The organism is Paraburkholderia caribensis (assembly GCF_002902945.1).
In the GTDB taxonomy this organism is placed as follows: domain Bacteria; phylum Pseudomonadota; class Gammaproteobacteria; order Burkholderiales; family Burkholderiaceae; genus Paraburkholderia; species Paraburkholderia caribensis.
On record NZ_CP026102.1, the window covers coordinates 654,241 to 670,614 of the forward strand.

Annotated in this window: 17 protein-coding genes; 12 read left to right on the top strand and 5 right to left on the bottom strand. The window is 61.9% G+C overall.

The window, feature by feature from the left end; translation table 11 throughout:
- Window positions 1–3 precede the first annotated feature (3 nt).
- From C2L66_RS19395 to C2L66_RS19405, 3 genes are all read left to right on the top strand, one after another.
- Window positions 4–195: a hypothetical protein gene (locus tag C2L66_RS19395; RefSeq protein ID WP_036000815.1), complete on the top strand. Its 192-nt coding sequence runs from the start codon at window positions 4–6 to the stop codon at window positions 193–195.
- Window positions 196–468: 273 nt separating this feature from the next.
- On the top strand, window positions 469–660 hold the full coding sequence (locus C2L66_RS19400; RefSeq protein WP_036000819.1) for a hypothetical protein: 192 nt from the start codon (window positions 469–471) through the stop codon (window positions 658–660).
- A 107-nt stretch (window positions 661–767) separates the two neighbouring features.
- On the top strand, window positions 768–1,793 hold the full coding sequence (locus C2L66_RS19405) for a S1C family serine protease (RefSeq protein ID WP_060603649.1): 1,026 nt from the start codon (window positions 768–770) through the stop codon (window positions 1,791–1,793).
- Between the two features lie 1,025 nt (window positions 1,794–2,818).
- Here the strand turns inward: C2L66_RS19405 and C2L66_RS19410 are convergent.
- Window positions 2,819–5,206 (bottom strand): DNA polymerase II, encoded by a 2,388-nt coding sequence (locus C2L66_RS19410; protein ID WP_054932629.1) that lies wholly within the window; start codon window positions 5,204–5,206, stop codon window positions 2,819–2,821.
- A 230-nt stretch (window positions 5,207–5,436) separates the two neighbouring features.
- Here C2L66_RS19410 and ahpC point away from each other — a divergent pair, with 230 nt between their 5' ends.
- Window positions 5,437–6,000, top strand: coding sequence for an alkyl hydroperoxide reductase subunit C (gene ahpC / locus C2L66_RS19415; protein WP_054932628.1), 564 nt, complete (start codon window positions 5,437–5,439; stop codon window positions 5,998–6,000).
- 192 nt (window positions 6,001–6,192) lie between these two features.
- Window positions 6,193–7,785 (top strand): alkyl hydroperoxide reductase subunit F, encoded by a 1,593-nt coding sequence (gene ahpF / locus C2L66_RS19420; protein ID WP_054932627.1) that lies wholly within the window; start codon window positions 6,193–6,195, stop codon window positions 7,783–7,785.
- A gap of 74 nt (window positions 7,786–7,859) precedes the next feature.
- Here the strand turns inward: ahpF and C2L66_RS19425 are convergent, their stop codons facing one another.
- Complete coding sequence (locus C2L66_RS19425; protein WP_060603646.1) at window positions 7,860–8,135, bottom strand: hypothetical protein; 276 nt, start codon at window positions 8,133–8,135, stop codon at window positions 7,860–7,862.
- Window positions 8,136–8,360: 225 nt separating this feature from the next.
- Between C2L66_RS19425 and C2L66_RS19430 the strand changes: the two genes are divergently transcribed.
- Complete coding sequence (locus C2L66_RS19430) at window positions 8,361–9,575, top strand: branched-chain amino acid ABC transporter substrate-binding protein (RefSeq protein WP_409372626.1); 1,215 nt, start codon at window positions 8,361–8,363, stop codon at window positions 9,573–9,575.
- 22 nt (window positions 9,576–9,597) lie between these two features.
- Here the strand turns inward: C2L66_RS19430 and C2L66_RS19435 are convergent, their stop codons facing one another.
- The 3 genes from C2L66_RS19435 to C2L66_RS19445 form a co-directional block, all read right to left on the bottom strand.
- Window positions 9,598–9,912: a hypothetical protein gene (locus tag C2L66_RS19435; protein WP_060603642.1), complete on the bottom strand. Its 315-nt coding sequence runs from the start codon at window positions 9,910–9,912 to the stop codon at window positions 9,598–9,600.
- A gap of 74 nt (window positions 9,913–9,986) precedes the next feature.
- The gene (locus C2L66_RS19440; protein ID WP_409372627.1) at window positions 9,987–10,451 is read right to left on the bottom strand and encodes a septal ring lytic transglycosylase RlpA family protein; all 465 of its coding nucleotides are present in this window, start codon (window positions 10,449–10,451) and stop codon (window positions 9,987–9,989) included.
- A gap of 231 nt (window positions 10,452–10,682) precedes the next feature.
- Window positions 10,683–11,183, bottom strand: a complete 501-nt coding sequence (locus C2L66_RS19445) for an OmpA family protein (RefSeq protein ID WP_054932630.1) — start codon at window positions 11,181–11,183, stop codon at window positions 10,683–10,685.
- Between the two features lie 297 nt (window positions 11,184–11,480).
- Between C2L66_RS19445 and C2L66_RS19450 the strand changes: the two genes are divergently transcribed.
- The 6 genes from C2L66_RS19450 to cyoD all read left to right on the top strand — a co-directional run bounded on the left by C2L66_RS19450 (window position 11,481) and on the right by cyoD (window position 16,262).
- Window positions 11,481–11,879, top strand: a complete 399-nt coding sequence (locus tag C2L66_RS19450) for a DUF3597 domain-containing protein (RefSeq protein ID WP_054932622.1) — start codon at window positions 11,481–11,483, stop codon at window positions 11,877–11,879.
- 9 nt (window positions 11,880–11,888) lie between these two features.
- A complete protein-coding gene (locus C2L66_RS19455) occupies window positions 11,889–12,092 on the top strand; it encodes a hypothetical protein (protein ID WP_060603637.1) in 204 nt (67 codons plus the stop codon).
- A gap of 298 nt (window positions 12,093–12,390) precedes the next feature.
- Window positions 12,391–13,290 (top strand): ubiquinol oxidase subunit II, encoded by a 900-nt coding sequence (gene cyoA / locus C2L66_RS19460; protein WP_054932620.1) that lies wholly within the window; start codon window positions 12,391–12,393, stop codon window positions 13,288–13,290.
- A gap of 3 nt (window positions 13,291–13,293) precedes the next feature.
- On the top strand, window positions 13,294–15,306 hold the full coding sequence (cyoB, locus tag C2L66_RS19465; RefSeq protein WP_060603634.1) for a cytochrome o ubiquinol oxidase subunit I: 2,013 nt from the start codon (window positions 13,294–13,296) through the stop codon (window positions 15,304–15,306).
- Window positions 15,306–15,920, top strand: a complete 615-nt coding sequence (gene cyoC, locus C2L66_RS19470) for a cytochrome o ubiquinol oxidase subunit III (protein ID WP_054932618.1) — start codon at window positions 15,306–15,308, stop codon at window positions 15,918–15,920. The genes cyoB and cyoC overlap by 1 nt, the downstream gene beginning before the upstream one ends.
- The gene (gene cyoD / locus C2L66_RS19475; RefSeq protein WP_009770506.1) at window positions 15,921–16,262 is read left to right on the top strand and encodes a cytochrome o ubiquinol oxidase subunit IV; all 342 of its coding nucleotides are present in this window, start codon (window positions 15,921–15,923) and stop codon (window positions 16,260–16,262) included.
- Window positions 16,263–16,374: the final 112 nt, after the last annotated feature.

Consider the following 16,374-nt stretch of genomic DNA (forward strand, 5'->3'; position numbering starts at 1 on the left):
ATCATGAAAAAGCTTCTGACGCTGGCAGCCGTCGCCATGGCGACAATCGGTTTGGGAGGCTGCGTCGTCGCGCCGCCGTATGGTTATGGGTACGCGCCGGCGTACGGCTACGCGCCGGGGTATTACGCGGGGCCGTCGGTGAACGTCGGCATCGGCTATAGCTGTTGCTGGGGCCATGGCGGCTGGCACCGGTAAGCGCATCCAGACGCATCCCGACGGATCGCGCGATCGAGACCCAAAGAAGCCGGACACGGATGCGTCAGCGTCCCGTCTGGCTTTTTTAATGTGATGCGGCGCGCAGGCCGCGCGGTGGCTGGAGTTCGGCGTCAGGCGGCGCAGATTGCGCGCGCATGCGGCCGCGCGCGCTGCGGGTTGCTGTACGATCTCGGAAAGAATGCGCCCGCGCCATAGCGGCGCGTCTTCCGACGCCACGATTCCGCAACGACATCTACGTTTTCGCACCCCAGCATGGACTACCGCGTTACCTACGAGCACAGCCTCGCCACCGCCCCAGACGACTTCATCGTGAATGTGCCGTCGCAACTGGTGTCGGATGTGCCGTCGAACATTCCCAAGGCGCTGCTGCCCGAAGCGATCGAAAAGCTGATACTCGAACGTTCTCCGCGCATCGGCCGCATCCGCAACCTCCGGCTTATCTGACGTTTTTCTTTCGGCGGCAGGCTTTGTCGTTTTTCTGCTCTGGCCGCCGCGCTTGAAAACGGCTTGCTTGCCCCGCATGTGCGGCTCTCGTTATACGGAGCCTTGTCATGGGAAGCCGTCCCCGTTTTGTCGACGATCTGTCGGGTGCGCTGCCGGGCGCCGCTGCCGCCGGGTCGTCCGATGACGACGCACTCCTCGACGCCTATTCGCGCACTGTCGTCGATGCGCTCGAACGGGTGCGGGCGGCCGTCGTTTTCATCACTGTCGAGCGCCGCGTGCCGGGCGCGCCGGAGCGCCATGCGCGCGCGGGCACCGGCTCCGGTTTCATCTTCACGCCCGACGGATATCTTCTGACCAACAGCCACGTCGTGCACGGTGCGACGCATATCCGCGTGCAGCTTGCCGACGGCACGAAGTTCGACGCCGATCTGGTGGGTGACGATCCGCACAGCGACTTGGCCGTATTGCGGATTGGTTCGCCGGAGCCGCTGCCGCACGTCGCGCTTGGCGAGTCGGGCAAGCTGCGCGTGGGGCAGATAGCGATCGCGGTTGGCAATCCGCTTGGGCTCGAGCAGACGGTGACGGCGGGCGTGGTTTCCGCGCTCGGGCGTTCGCTGAGGTCGAATTCGGGCCGCATGATCTATGACGTGATCCAGACGGATGCGGCGCTCAATCCGGGCAATTCGGGTGGGCCGTTGATCAACTCGGCGGGCCAGGTGATCGGTGTGAATACGGCGATCATTCCGGGTGCGCAGTCGATCAGCTTTGCGACGGCGATCGATACCGCGAAGTGGGTGATCATGCAGATTTTTGCGCACGGGCGCGTGCGGCGCGCTTATATCGGCGTGGCGGGGACGACCTTCGCGCTGCCGCGGCGTGTGCAGCGTTATTTCGCGCTGGAGTCGGAAAGTGGCGTGCGGGTGATGGAGATCGTGAAGGGGAGTCCTGCCGCGCTCGGCGGGCTGCGGACGGACGATACGATCGTTGCGGTTGATGGGCAGGTTGTTGAGGGGGTCGATGCGCTGCAGCGCGTGCTGGATGGGTCCAGGATTGGGCGCTCGGTGAGCGTGAGTGTTTTGCGCGGCGCGCAGCGGGTTGAGGTGGTGGTTGTGCCGGTTGAGCAGAGTGTTTAGGTTCAGGTTTGGGTTTGTCTGCGACGCTGGGTAGGGGCGGCTTTTTCGATGGCATTCCGCGATTTGGCATCGGGGTTCATGCGGCGCCGTTCGTGGGTTTGGGTCTTGGCGCTGGCATCCGGGTTTTGCTTTTGCTTTCGCTTTCGCTGGCATCCGCGCATTGTTAGCGTGCTTCACGCGTCGCCCCTGTGCGGGGCGGCACCTACTTTTCTTTGCCGCCGCAAAGAAAAGTAGGCAAAAGAAAGCGGCTCAAACCGCCAGTTCTTGTGTTTGCCTGAGGGCCCCCAAAGGTTCTTACGCTTCACACGGCAATCACGTGACCCACGTTCGTTGCCAGCGCTCTTGCTGAGCGCCTCACCCGCTTCACGCACCCGCGTTTCAGCATGCCTCACCAGACAGTCCACGGCCGCCCAGGTGGCAAACTGTGTGTAGGTTTTCCCGACGTACACGTTCGCGCTCTTACAGGGTGGAGCGCGTGCTCAATCGGTCTGGAGTGAAGCATGTGGAGCACCGAGGGCCGACACACAGTTTGCCACCTGGGCGGCCCATACCATTCGCTGCCGCAGGCCCGGGTACGGGTAATTGAAGCGGGTGAGGCGTTTGTTCGAAGCGTTGGCAACGGGTACCAACCAAGGCGCTGGTGTGTGAAGGATGGGGACGTTGGGGACCCGTGGGTGAACGTCAAGAATTGGCGGTGTGAGCCGCTTTCTTTTGCCTACTTTTCTTTGCGGCGGCAAAGAAAAGTAGGTGCCGCCCCGCACAGGGGCGACGCGTGAAGCACGGTAACGAATCGCGGATGCCAGCGCAAAAGCAAACGCACGGGGGCGACGCGTGAAGCGAGCTAACGAATCGCGGATGCCAGCGCAAAGGCAAACGCACAGGGGCGACGCGTGAAGCAAGCCAACGCAACGCGGATACCAAAAAAAAGATCAAAACCCACGAACGGCGCCGCATAAACCCCGATACCAAATCGCGGAACGCCATCAAAAGACCAAACCACCCAGCGTCGCAGACACAAGAAAACCTCAGAACAACTGCTTCTGCCCCGAAGCCAGGGTAACAAAATCATCCTTCAGCAAAGGCAAAATCGCATCCGCCACAGGCTGAAGCTGCCGCGTCAGATAATGCCCATAGTCAATATCCGACCGCAGCGTTTCAAGCGGCTCGGGCCCGCTGCCCGTCATCACATAACTGATCCATCCGCCATTCTGATATTGCAGCGGCCGACCGCGCTGCCGGTTGAACTCATCAGCGGAACGCGCAGCACGCACATGCGGCGGCACATTGCGCTCATAGTCGGACAACGGCCGGCGCAGCCGCTTGCGATACACGAGCAGTTCATCGAACTCACCCGCCAGCGTGCGCCGCACATAATCACGCACATAATCCCGATACGGCTGCTGCTTGAAAATCCGCAGATACAGTTCCTGCTGAAAGCGTTGCGCGAGCGGTGTCCAATCGGTGCGCACCGTTTCGAGACCTTTGTAGACGACTTCTTCACTGCCGTCGGCAAGCACGGTCAAGCCCGCATAACGCTTCTTGCTGCCTTCCTCCGCGCCGCGTACGGTTGGCATGAAAAAGCGCTTGTAATGCCGCTCGAATTGCAGTTCCAGCGCGCTCTCCAGCCCGAAACGCTCGCGCAAATGCTCACGCCACCAGGCATTGATTCCGCTCACCAGCTCTCGTCCGATGCGCGCCGCGTCTTCCTCGTCATGCGCGTGGCGCAGCCACACAAACGTCGAATCGGTGTCGCCGTAGATCACCGCATACCCGCGCGCTTCGATCAGCTCGCGCGTGCGGTGCATGATCTCGTGGCCGCGCATCGTGATCGACGACGCCAGGCGCGGATCGAAGAACCGGCAACCCGTCGAGCCAAGCACGCCATAGAACGCGTTCATGATGATCTTCAGCGCCTGCGATAACGGCTTGTTCTGCTCGCGCTTCGCGGCTTCGCGCCCCTCCCACACCTGCGCGACGATCGACGGCAGGCAATGGCGCGCGCGCGAAAAGCGCGCGCCAAGGAAACCGGGCACGGAATGCGCGTCGTCGGGATGACGCACGCCATCGACCAGTCCGACGGGATCGATCAGAAACGTACGGATGATCGACGGGTACAGGCTCTTGTAGTCGAGCACCAGCACGGAATCGTAGAGACCGGGCTTCGAGTCCATCACGAAGCCGCCAGGACTGGCCGCGCCCGCTACGTCGCCCAGATTCGGCGCGACGTAGCCGAGCCGGTGCATGCGCGGCATATATAGATGCGTGAACGCCGCCACCGATCCGCCGCTGCGGTCGGCAGGCAGTCCCGTAACGGTCGCGCGTTCGAGCAGGAACGACAGCAGGTCCGTCTTGCCGAAGATGCGCGTGACGAGCTCGCAGTCTTTCAGGTTGTAGCGGGCGAGCGCAGGCTTGTCCTCGTCGAAGCGGCGCTGGATCTCGTCCATCCGCTGATACGGGTTGTCGATCGACTTGCCTTCGCCCAGCACCGCCTGCGCGACGTATTCGAGGCTAAACGACGGAAAGCTCCACGTGGCCGAGCGCAGCGCCTCGATGCCGTCGATGATCAGCCGCCCCGCCGCGCCCGCGAAGAAATGGTTCTGCTTCAGGCCATGCTCGCGCCACTCCATCACCGCGCCGCCGCGCCCGATGCGCAGCGGCACGCCGCACTGCTGCGCGGTCTCATGCAGCACTTTCAGGTCGAACTGCACGACATTCCAGCCGATGATCGCGTCGGGATCGTGCGCCTCCAGCCAGCCGATCAGCCGCTCGATCAGCTGCGCCCGCGTGTCGCAATACTCGAGCGCGAAGTCGAGGTCCGCAGCGTCGCCGTTTTGCGGTCCGAGCATGTACACCTGACGCTGCCCGCAGCCTTCCAGCGCGATCGAATACAACTCGGCGTGCGCACTGGTTTCGATATCGAGCGAGACCAGCTTGAGCTTCGGACGGTAACCGCTCGCGGGCTTCATGTCGGCGTTCAGCAACGGGCCATGACCGTCTGGATTCGCTTCGCCGCCGAACAGCACGGGCGCAGTGATGAAGCGCTCCATCATGTAGCGCTCGGGCGGGAAGACATCGGCTTCGTAGACGTCGACGCCGCCTTGCTTCAGCCGTTTGTCGAGCGCGGTCAGCTGCCGGTACTGCGGGCAGTACAGTCCCAGCACCGGCCGATGCTGAAAGTCGCACAAATCGAGCGGGCGCAGTTCGGCGCCGCGCGACTGGGCGTTCTTCTCCCGGACCAGCATGTCTTGCGCGCGCTCGCGGTGCGCGGCTGGGATGAACGCGACGTTGGGCTGCGGGCGCAGGCGGATATGGCGCGGACCGCCGTCGGTCGCGAGCCAGAACTCGACCTCGGTTCCGGCAGCCGTATCGCGCCAATGACGGGTGAGAAGAAACCCTTGTTGAAGCTCACTCAAACGAAAACCTCTGCTGAAAACGCTCGGGCCGACACTTTTTTCGGCAATTCTCCCCGCGCGCGAATTGCCTCGCCTGGGGCGCTTTCCCTTGTCTGATAAGGGTTTTGGCCTGTCGATAGAAAATTTAAATAGGGTGCATCGCAACAATCAAATTTATCAAATTCTGCGACTTCTTCATAATCCATCCCATCGCAGTACCCAAACCCACTCAACCGAAGAGGACGCATCAGATGCCGATCATCAACAGCCAGGTCAAACCGTTCAAGGCCACCGCATACCACAATGGCGATTTCGTGACCGTCACCGACGAAAGCTTCAAGGGCAAATGGTCCGTCGTCGTGTTCTATCCGGCCGACTTCACGTTCGTGTGCCCGACCGAATTGGGCGATCTGGCCGACCGTTACGACGAATTCAAGAAACTCGGCGTCGAAATCTACAGCGTGTCGACGGATACGCACTTCACGCACAAGGCATGGCACGACACGTCGGACACGATCGAAAAGATCAAGTACCCGATGATCGCCGATCCGACGCTGGCAATCTCGCGCAACTTCGACGTTCTGATCGAAGAAGAAGGTCTGGCGCTGCGCGGCACGTTCGTGATCAACCCGGAAGGCGAGATCAAGCTGTGCGAAATCCACGACAACGGCATCGGCCGTGACGCTGGCGAGCTGCTGCGCAAGGTGCAGGCTGCGCAATACATCGCGGCACACCCGGGTGAAGTTTGCCCCGCCAAGTGGACGCCGGGCGCAGAAACGCTGACGCCGTCGCTGGACCTGATCGGCAAGATCTAAGTCGCAGGCTCGCTAGAAGCCACACGCTACCCGCTGCAAACCCTGCCTTGAGCGGCGCCGCCTCGCGCGGCGCCGTTGTGAGGCAGTCCGCAAGGTCACAAGCCTTGCGAACTGCCTTACGCGCCGCGTTCGTCGTAACGCATGGCGCGAATCGAACCTCTCATCTCCATCTCGCCACGGACTCGAAAAATCATGCTCGACGCGAATCTGAAGACCCAACTCAAAGCCTACCTCGAGAAAGTCAGCCGTCCCATCGAGATCGTCGCCTCTGTCGACGACAGCGCGAAGTCGCAGGAAATGCTCGCGCTGCTCAACGACATCGCAACGCTGTCGGAGCGCGTCAGCGTGATCGAGCGCCGCGGCGACGACGAGCGCAAGCCGTCCTTTTCGATCGGCGAGCCGGGCAAGGCCGCGGGCATCCGCTTCGCAGGCATTCCGATGGGTCATGAGTTCACGTCGCTGGTGCTGGCGCTGCTGCAAACGGGCGGCCACCCGATCAAGCTCGACGACGCCGTGATCCAGCAGATCCGCGAACTGGACGGCGATTACGCGTTCGAGACGTATTTCTCGCTGTCGTGCCAGAACTGCCCGGAAGTCGTGCAGGCGCTCAACATCATGGCGCTGATCAACCCGCGCATCCAGCACGTGGCGATCGACGGCGCGCTGTTCCAGAACGAAGTCGAGTCACGCCAGATCATGGCTGTGCCGACCATGTTCCTGAACGGTGAAGTGTTCGGCCAGGGCCGCAGCGGCGTGAAGGAAATCCTCGCGAAGCTCGACACCAACGCCGGTGCGCGCGCCGCGAAGGAACTGGAGAAGAAGCCGGTGTTCGACGTGCTGATCGTCGGCGGCGGTCCTGCTGGCGCGGCGGCTGCGATCTACTCGGCGCGCAAGGGGATTGCCACGGGTGTCGTGGCGGAACGCTTCGGCGGCCAGGTGCTCGACACGCTCGCAATCGAAAACTTCGTCTCCGTGCAGGAAACGGAAGGGCCGAAGTTCGCCACGGCGCTCGAGCAGCACGTGAAGAGCTACGAAGTCGATGTGATGGACGTGCAGCGCGCGGAAGCGCTGATTCCCGGCAAGATCAACGAAGTGCGCCTCGCGAGCGGCGCAGTGCTGAAGGCGAAGACGATCGTGCTGGCGACGGGCGCGCGCTGGCGCGAGATCAACGTGCCGGGCGAGCGCGAGTACCGCAACCATGGCGTGGCGTACTGCCCGCACTGCGATGGCCCGTTGTTCAAGGGCAAGCGCGTCGCGGTGGTCGGCGGCGGCAATTCGGGCGTCGAAGCGGCGATCGATCTGGCGGGTGTCGTGAGCCACGTGACGCTGATCGAATTCGGCGCACAACTGCGCGCCGACGAAGTGCTGCAACGCAAGCTGCGCAGCCTCGCTAACGTGACGGTCATCACCCAGGCGCAGACGACGGAAATCACGGGCGACGGCAAGAAGGTCAACGGTCTGACCTACACGGACCGTGCGTCGGGCGAGCCGAAGCATGTCGAGCTCGAAGGCGTGTTCGTGCAGATCGGCCTGGTGCCGAACACCGAATGGCTGAAGGGCACGGTCGAGCTGTCGAAGCACGGCGAGATCGTCGTCGATGCGAAGGGCGCGACGTCGGTGCCGGGCGTGTTCGCCGCTGGCGACGTGACCACGGTGCCGTTCAAGCAGATCGTGATCGCCGTGGGCGAGGGCGCGAAGGCATCGCTGGCCGCGTTCGATCATCTGATCCGCACCAGCGTCGAAGATCTCGAAGACGCGCAGGCAGCGGAACTGGCCGAGGCCTGATCGACGGGTGTTGGGTTCGCTGCAAAAGCAAACGGGCTAGCTTCGGCTAGCCCGTTTGTCGTTGTGCGCCGCGCTTACTGGCTGGCGGCGGGCGTATGCACCTGCTTCGATTTTGCCGTCTTCCCGTGGCCGTGATGCTGGTGCGCGGATTTCTGCGCGGTCTTTTCGGCAGGAGCGTCGACGTTGTGCTGGGTATCGGGCCGCGCCTGGATGTCGCGAGCGTGCTGCTCGATCTGGGCGGCGACGTTGCTGTCGTGGGTCGTCACGATGCCGTCGCTGGAAGTTTGCGCCGAGGCGACGCCTGCAACGGCCAGCAGCGAAACGAGCACAGCGGCAGAAATTCTGTTCATGGTTGTTTTGATTCCGGTTGATTGGTGAGTTCAATGCGCTTCGCGCGCATGGGATTGTCCATTGGAATGCCCGTGTGACGCGTCAAAGTGTGTCAAGGAAAGTGCCGCAAATCGTCAAATTCGCTTGACCAATCTTTACAATCCAGACGTTTCCGCTGTGCTACCGTTTTTGACTATCCATTCGGAATGCGAATCGAATGAGGGTGGATTGAAGCTCAAACAATCATGGAGGAGAAAGCGGTGAACAATCTGGCAAAACTGACCGTGGTCGGTGTCTCGCTGACCAGCTTGACGCTGATGGGGTGTGGCAAGAAAGAGCCGCCATCGCACGAAGCCGCGCAACGCAACGGCGGTGCAGCGGAGCAGGTGGTGACGATCGGTCACGCGGGGCCGCTCACGGGCGGCAGCAGCCATCTCGGCAAGGACAACGAGAACGGCGCGCGGCTCGCTGTGGAGGAAATCAACGAGACGGGACTCGTGATCGCCGGGCAGAAGGTGCGTCTCGAACTCGACGGCGAAGACGACGCGGCCGATCCAAAGACGGGCACGCAGATCGCGCAGAAGTTCGTCGACGAGCATGTCGTCGCGGTGATCGGCCACCTGAACTCGGGCGTGTCGATTCCCGCGTCGCGCATCTATAACGAAGCGAACATCGCGGAGATTTCGCCGTCGTCGACCAATCCCGAGTACACAAAACAGGGTTACAGAAGCGCGTATCGCGTGGTCGCGACGGATGCGCAGCAAGGGCCCGCGCTCGGCGGTTATGCGCTCAAGTCGTTGAACGCCAGGACCATTGCCGTCGTCGACGATGCAACGGCCTACGGCAAAGGCCTCGCCGACGAGTTCGCGAAGGCGGCGCAGGCGGGCGGCGGGCGCGTCGTCGCGCGCGAGGCCACGACCGACAAGTCCACCGACTTCCGCGCCATTCTCACCTCCATCAAGAGCGCGCATCCGGATGTCATCATGTTCGGGGGGATGGATTCGACGGTCGGCCCGTTCATTCGTCAGGCGGCGGCGCTTGGCTTGAGCGCGAAAGTTCTGAGCGGCGACGGAGCGTGCACGGAAAAAGTAGCGGAGCTTGCGGGCGACGCCGTGAGCAATCTCGTTTGTTCCGAAGCAAGTCTTGCGGTATCGCGCATGCCGCAGGGTGCCGAGTTCGAAAAGCGCTTCGAGGCGCGTTTCAACGGTCCGATTCTCTTCAACGCTCCGTTCGCCTACGACGCTGTGTACCTGGTCGTCGACGCAATGAAGCGGGCCAACACCACTGACGCCGCGAAGGTGCTTGCCGCGATGCCGACGTCCGACTACAACGGCGTGATCGGACATATCGCTTTCGACGCGCATGGCGACATGAAGGAAGGCGCGATCAGCCTATATCACTATCAGGACAGGAAGAAGGCGCTGCTTGATGTCGTGAGGTACGGCGGCGGTTCTATTTGAGACCGGGTGACGGGCGCGGCGTCTATTTTGCTGAGGCCGCGCCTTTGCTTGTCTGCTTACCGTTTGCGGCCACGTCGCGTTTGCCGATTTGAGATGGGCTGACGCCGCCCAACATCAACTGTTCGTCGGACCAGCGGTAAAACACGTCTGGGCGGCGAGCCGCTTTCGCTCTACGGCGGGTCTTGTGCGAGGGCTTTGACGCCTTTTGAGCAGCTTTGGGCTTTTTGAGCGTCTGCGTCGCCGGGCGGTGCGCTGCGCTCTCTGCCAGGAGCGTATCGGGCTTGAGTTGTGCGGCGAAAGCGTCGGAAGCACACCAGGCGACGATGCACGTGGCCATTGCGATATGCCGCGCGACTACGCCGGTTTTCTTCCTTCTCGACGCGTGTGCATGAGCTATCGCCGTCTCCCGGTTCAAGATTCCGATCCACCGGATGCCGTTCGCGTGTCTGCCTGCTTTTCGACGCGTTCGATCTGCACGTTCATCGACGGTGCTCGCGTCAGGCCGAGTGCACTCGCCGCCGCATAGGACAAATCGATGACGCGTCCCTTCACGAACGGGCCGCGATCGTTGATGCGAACTACCACCGTCTTCGCAGTGGACAGCGACGTCACGCGCACATAAGTGCCGAACGGCAACGTACGATGCGCAGCCGTCAACGCTTGGCCGTTGTAACGTTCGCCATTGGCGGTGCGGCGCCCTTCGAACTTGCGCGCATACCATGATGCTTGGCCCGTTTGCAGCGCGTCGCCGGCTGGCCGCAGCGCGACGATCTGAGCTTGGGCCGGGGCGTTATCCGACACGCTGTCGGCGTCGACGGGTGCGATGGGCGTCGACACGATGCCTGTCGTGCTCGAAGCCTGATGCTCGGACGGCATCTGCGCGCAACCGGCAAATAATCCGAAAATTCCTAGTAATCCAAAAAGACGAACGGTTGACACGACAGACCATGAGTTAGCAAAAGAAGCAGGTCTAACGGTCTCAAAAAGTTCGGGTTGACCGCATGCGACAGCCACGGCGGCGCTTTGACAAATCTCTACATGCGCGCAACGCCGAACCGGCGGCAGTCAGGCGCCGTCGAACGACACCTGACCCAGTACGACGAACGGTTACTTGCCCATCACGGCTTCGAGGGATTCGCCCTTGACGACAATCTCGGTACGCCGGTTTCGCGCACGGCCTTCGGGCGTGTCGTTGTCCGCCACGGGGCGATCGAACGCGTAGCCGACCAGTGTGATGCGCGACGCGCTGATGCCGCGGCGCTCCAGTTCATTCGCAACCGATTTCGCGCGCGCTTCGGACAACTGCTGGTTGTATTCACGCGTACCGACGTTATCCGTATGGCCTTCGACGATCATTGGCTTTTGCGTGCGGCTCAGCACGACCACCACGCGGGCAATAGCGGGGCCCGCGTCGGGACGCAAGCTCGATTCGTTGAAGTTGAACAGGACCTTCTCAGGCAGACGAACCTGCACGCCTTCCTTGGTCTGCGTTACTTCGATCCCGGCTTGCTGGTTCAGCGCCTCTTCCTTGTTGCGGTCGAGCCCGCCGCACGCGGCGAGCATCGACAGGGAGAGGGCGCAGGCTGCGACGGTCAACAGTTTTTTCATGATCTTGATGGCCTTGTTGGAGAAAAGGAAAAACCGAGTCAGACCGGGATTTTTCATCAAATAGAGCGGAACGTTGATAAGGCATGCAAAGTTTTTCAAAATTTGACACGGAGTTGTCGCGCGGACGCACCGAAGTGAGAACAAACGTGAAAACTTGCGTCCGACAGCACGCAAAGGTCGACAGTTCGGATCAAATGGCGTTGGTCGGAAACAGCGTCGCCCGCGAGTTCAGGCACCTGAAGGCGGACGGCGTTGTGCAGTCTCTCGTTATCCACTTGAAAAGGAAGGACCCGCAACATGAGCATCTTCGGAAGCATCGTCAGCAAGATTTTCGGCAAGGCCAAACCGGCTGAGCCCCTGCCCGCCGAACCCATCGCCCCGGCTCCTGCGGACGCATCGGCTGGCGCGCCCGTCGCGCCTGTCTCGACGGCGCTGGCGGACGTCGACGTCGCGGCCGTGATGGACCAGCTGGCGGCGGCGAACCCGCAAAAACTCGACTGGCGTCGTTCGATCGTCGATCTGATGAAGCTGCTCGACGTCGACAGCAGCCTGGAGCATCGCAGGCAACTGGCGGGTGAATTGAAGTACGGCGGCGACACGAACGATTCGGCTTCGATGAACATCTGGCTGCACAAGCAGCTGATGACGGCGCTCGCCGCGAATGGCGGCAAGCTGCCCGCCGACCTGGCGAGCTAAGGAGCCGACATGAGCATTCCCGGCACACTGGGCGAGATAGCCGGCGCGGCTGCAGCCGTCGAAGCACTGGAGAAGGCGGACCCGAATGCGTCGTTGTTGACGAAGGGCATGGCGGCAGTCGCTGGCTTCAAGGGCGCTGGCGCGCTCGAGGCACTGATCGAGCGCAAGACGCAAGACGGCGCAGGCGACAGCGAACAGGCGGAGCAAGCGTAATTCACATTAGCCGCCCGCATCCATTCGGCGATCGGGCGGCTCGTCGACAGACTCGCCTGACAGCTTCCTTGCAGCAACGGCGAGCGTGCGGACAGAAGAAAAACTAAAGCACCCGCCAGTTCCAGACCGTGTGACATCCGGTCGCACATCTATCACCGTCCTTCGTGCCGCGTCCTTGACGCGGATCAGGATTTCAAACGCCGTGCGTCCATAGAATCGCGGGGCACATAGGACCTTGTGCGCTTTGCCTTGCAAACCCCACACGTGTTCAGCGTGGTTCAACGATTATTGGGCAAACATGTTAGCCAGAAAAACCTTAAGAGCTTGTCTCTTACCGGTCAGCATCGGTCTGACCGCGTTTCTCACGGGATGTCAACTTGAAGTGCTCGACCCGAAGGGCAGCGTCGGCGTCGCCGAGAAGTCGCTGATCGCGACAGCGACGTGGGCGATGCTGCTCGTCGTCGTGCCTGTCATTCTGTTGACGTTGCTTTTTGCGTGGCGCTACCGCGCGTCGAACAAAAGCGCGGTGTACGCGCCGAAGTGGGCGCACTCAACTGCAATCGAAGTCGTGGTGTGGACGATCCCTGCGCTGATCATCCTGTACCTCGGCATCCTGACATGGCGGACCACGCACGAGCTCGATCCGTACAAGCCGCTCGAATCCAGCGTGAAGCCGATCGACGTCGAAGTCGTGGCGCTCGACTGGAAGTGGCTGTTCATTTATCCCGATCTGGGCATCGCGTCGGTGAACCAGCTGGCGATGCCCGTCGGCACGCCCGTCAATTTCCACATCACGTCGGATTCGGTGATGAACTCGTTCTTCATCCCGCAACTCGGCACGCAGGTTTACGCGATGGCGGGCATGCAGACGCGCGTGCATCTGGTCGCAGATGAACCGGGAGACTACGCAGGCGTGTCGGCGAATTTCAGCGGCAAGGGCTTCTCGGACATGAAGTTCCGCACGCTCGCCGTGAGCGCCGCCGATTTCAACGCCTGGGTGCAGAAGGTGAAGGCATCGCCGGAACGGCTCGACATGGACGGGTACTACGCGGTGGCGAAGCCGAGCGAGAAAGACCCGGTGCGCTATTTCTCCGCGGTCGACCCGAAGCTGTTCCGCAACGTCATCGCGAAATACAACAGCGGGCATGTCGTCGATTTCCGTGACGCCAACTGCATCACGAACACTTCGAAGGAGTAACCCATGTTCGGCAATCTGACTTTAGAGGCGATTCCGTTCGACCAGCCGATCATCATGGGCGCGGCCGCCCTGATGGGGCTGATCGTGCTGGCCGTCGTCGTGCTCGTTACGCGCCTGAAAAAATGGCGCTGGTTGTGGACGGAATGGCTCACGTCCGTCGATCACAAGCGCATTGGCGTGATGTATATCGTCGTCGCCGTGCTGATGCTGCTGCGCGGTTTCGCCGACGCCGTGATGATGCGGCTGCAACTCGCGCTCGCGAGCGGCGGCGCGACGGGTTATCTGCCGCCGCATCACTATGACCAGATTTTCACCGCGCACGGCGTCATCATGATCTTCTTCATGGCGATGGCGCTGATGGTGGGACTCTTCAATATCGTCGTGCCGTTGCAGATCGGCGCGCGCGATGTCGCGTTCCCGTTCCTGAATTCGCTGTCGTTCTGGATGACGGCGATCAGCGCGATCCTGATGAACATCTCGCTGGTGATCGGCGAGTTCGCACAGGTCGGCTGGCTCGCGTACCCGCCGCTGTCCGAGTTGCAGTTCAGCCCGGGCGTGGGCGTCGATTACTACATCTGGGCGCTGGAACTCTCCGGTGTCGGCACGCTGATCACGGCGATCAACTTCTTCGTGACGATCGTCAAGATGCGCGCGCCCGGCATGACGCTGATGAAGATGCCCGTGTTCACGTGGACGGCGTTGTGCTCGAACGTGCTGATCATGGCGACGTTCCCGATCCTGACCATCGCGCTGGCGCTGCTCGGCCTCGACCGTTACGCGGACATGCACTTCTTCACGAACGAAGCCGGCGGCAACGCCATGCTCTATCTGAACCTGATCTGGGCCTGGGGACATCCGGAGGTGTACATCCTGGTTCTGCCCGCGTTCGGCATCTACTCGGAAGTGATTTCGACGTTCGCGAAGAAGCCGCTGTTCGGCTACAAGACGATGGTGTATGCGAGCTGCGCAATCATGGTGCTGGCGTTCCTCGTGTGGGCGCACCACTTCTTCACGATGGGCTCGGGCGCCGACGTCAATGCGTTCTTCGGTATCGCGACGATGATCATCGCCATTCCGACGGGCGTGAAAATCTTCAACTGGCTCTTCACGATCTATCGCGGCCGCCTCGAATTCACGGCGCCCGTGCTGTGGACGATCGGCTTCATGGTCACCTTCACGATCGGCGGCATGACGGGCGTGATGCTCGCGATCCCGGGTGCGGACTTCGTACTGCATAACTCGCTGTTCCTCGTCGCGCACTTCCACAACACGATTATCGGCGGTGTGGTGTTCGGCTATCTGGCCGGGTTCAGCTACTGGTTCCCGAAGGTGTTCGGCTTCAAGCTCAACGACAAGCTCGGCAAGAGCGCATTCTGGTGCTGGTTCGTCGGTTTCTTTGTGGCGTTCACCCCGCTGTACGTGCTCGGTTTCATGGGTGCGACGCGTCGTCTGAATCACTACGACAATCCCGCCTGGCAGCCGTTGATGATCGTCGCGGCATGCGGCGCCGCGCTGATCGCGGTCGGCGTCGTGTTCCAGGTCGTGCAGGTGGTGGTCAGCATCATCAATCGCAACAAGCCGGAGTATCGCGACGTCACGGGCGATCCGTGGGGCGGCCGCACGCTCGAATGGTCGATCTCGTCGCCGCCGCCCGTCTATAACTTCGCGACGATTCCCGTCGTAGAGGAACTGGATGCGTTCGCGCACATGAAGGAAACGGGCAAGGGCCTCGGGATTCAGGCGGCGTATCAGGACATTCACATGCCGTCGAACACGAGCGCAGGCTTCTTCATCGGCGTGTTCAGCCTCGCGTTCGGGTTCGCTGCCGTGTGGCACATCTGGTGGCTCGCGATCGTCTCGCTGGTGGCGATTGCGGCGACCCTGATCGGCCGCAGCTTCGGTCGCGACGACGGTTATTTCATCCCGTCCGACGTGGTGCGGACAATCGAAAACAAAGGCCGCACGCCGCTTCCGAAGCATGTGGAAGTGTCGCCGGCGCTCGCGGAGGTCGAGTGATGCTGCAAAAAGTTCACGCCGCAACCCTGAACGAGGTCGATGGCCACGGCCATCATGGCGAATCGCATTCGGTGTTCGGCTTCTGGCTGTACCTGATGACCGACTGCGTGCTGTTCGCATCGCTATTCGCGGTGTTCGCCGTGATGGCGCATCAGTTCAACGCCGGGCCGACCGGGAAGGATCTGTTCGACATTCCCGGCGTCGCCGTCGAAACGGCTGCGCTGCTGTTGAGCAGCATCACGTACGGCTTCGCGATGGTCGCCGCACGCGGGCGGAACTCGCGCGCCGTGCTCGGCTGGCTCGCGGTCACGTTCGTGCTTGGCCTCGTGTTCCTGAAGCTCGAACTGAGCGAGTTCTCGCATCTGCTCGCGGAAGGCGCGGGCCCGTCGCGCAGCGCGTTCCTGTCGTCGTTCTTCGTGCTGGTCGGCACGCACGGCCTGCACGTCGCGACGGGGCTGATCTGGATGGCCGTGCTCGCCGTGCAGGTGGCGCGCGCGCCGCAACTGACCCAGCGTGAAATCACAAGGCTGACCTGTCTGAGTCTTTTCTGGCACTTCCTCGATGTCGTGTGGATTTGCGTGTTTACTTTTGTCTACCTCGGGAGCGCGATCTAAATGGCTCACTCGAATTCCCATGCGCTTCATGGCGAAGCGGGGCACGGCGGTATCGGCGGATATGTGATCGGGTTCGTGCTGGCCGTGGTGTTGACGGCCGCCGCGTTCGGCATCGTGCTGCAAGGCTGGCTCCCCGCCGCATCGGCGCCGTTCGCGCTGGCGGCGCTCGCCGTCGTGCAGATCGTCGTGCATCTGGTGTTCTTCCTGCACATGAGCGTGTCGACATCCGGGCAGCGCTGGAACACGCTTGCGCTCGCCTATACGGTGCTGGCCGCGATGTTCCTGGTGTTCGGGACGGTGTGGGTGATGCACAACGTCAGCATGAACATGATGTCGCGCTGAAGCCGTTGCGGATGCATCGGGGCCTTGCGCGCGAGTGCGATGCACGGTGAACGGAAGCCGAAGGACAAGCGTGTCCTTCGGCTTTTTTGTTGGCGTGGAACGCAAAAAAAAA

Excerpts from the sequence above, each read along its gene's own strand:
- ahpF (WP_054932627.1), top strand. The coding sequence starts at position 6,193 with ATGCTCGACGCGAATCTGAAGACCCAACTCAAAGCCTACCTCGAGAAA.
- C2L66_RS19445 (WP_054932630.1), bottom strand. The coding sequence starts at position 11,183 with ATGAAAAAACTGTTGACCGTCGCAGCCTGCGCCCTCTCCCTGTCGATG.
- C2L66_RS19435 (WP_060603642.1), bottom strand. The coding sequence starts at position 9,912 with ATGGCCACGTGCATCGTCGCCTGGTGTGCTTCCGACGCTTTCGCCGCA.
- C2L66_RS19425 (WP_060603646.1), bottom strand. The coding sequence starts at position 8,135 with ATGAACAGAATTTCTGCCGCTGTGCTCGTTTCGCTGCTGGCCGTTGCA.
- ahpC (WP_054932628.1), top strand. The coding sequence starts at position 5,437 with ATGCCGATCATCAACAGCCAGGTCAAACCGTTCAAGGCCACCGCATAC.
- C2L66_RS19450 (WP_054932622.1), top strand. The coding sequence starts at position 11,481 with ATGAGCATCTTCGGAAGCATCGTCAGCAAGATTTTCGGCAAGGCCAAA.
- C2L66_RS19430 (WP_409372626.1), top strand. The coding sequence starts at position 8,361 with ATGGAGGAGAAAGCGGTGAACAATCTGGCAAAACTGACCGTGGTCGGT.
- C2L66_RS19440 (WP_409372627.1), bottom strand. The coding sequence starts at position 10,451 with ATGCCGTCCGAGCATCAGGCTTCGAGCACGACAGGCATCGTGTCGACG.
- C2L66_RS19400 (WP_036000819.1), top strand. The coding sequence starts at position 469 with ATGGACTACCGCGTTACCTACGAGCACAGCCTCGCCACCGCCCCAGAC.
- cyoA (WP_054932620.1), top strand. The coding sequence starts at position 12,391 with ATGTTAGCCAGAAAAACCTTAAGAGCTTGTCTCTTACCGGTCAGCATC.
- C2L66_RS19405 (WP_060603649.1), top strand. The coding sequence starts at position 768 with ATGGGAAGCCGTCCCCGTTTTGTCGACGATCTGTCGGGTGCGCTGCCG.
- cyoC (WP_054932618.1), top strand. The coding sequence starts at position 15,306 with ATGCTGCAAAAAGTTCACGCCGCAACCCTGAACGAGGTCGATGGCCAC.
- cyoB (WP_060603634.1), top strand. The coding sequence starts at position 13,294 with ATGTTCGGCAATCTGACTTTAGAGGCGATTCCGTTCGACCAGCCGATC.
- C2L66_RS19455 (WP_060603637.1), top strand. The coding sequence starts at position 11,889 with ATGAGCATTCCCGGCACACTGGGCGAGATAGCCGGCGCGGCTGCAGCC.
- C2L66_RS19395 (WP_036000815.1), top strand. The coding sequence starts at position 4 with ATGAAAAAGCTTCTGACGCTGGCAGCCGTCGCCATGGCGACAATCGGT.
- cyoD (WP_009770506.1), top strand. The coding sequence starts at position 15,921 with ATGGCTCACTCGAATTCCCATGCGCTTCATGGCGAAGCGGGGCACGGC.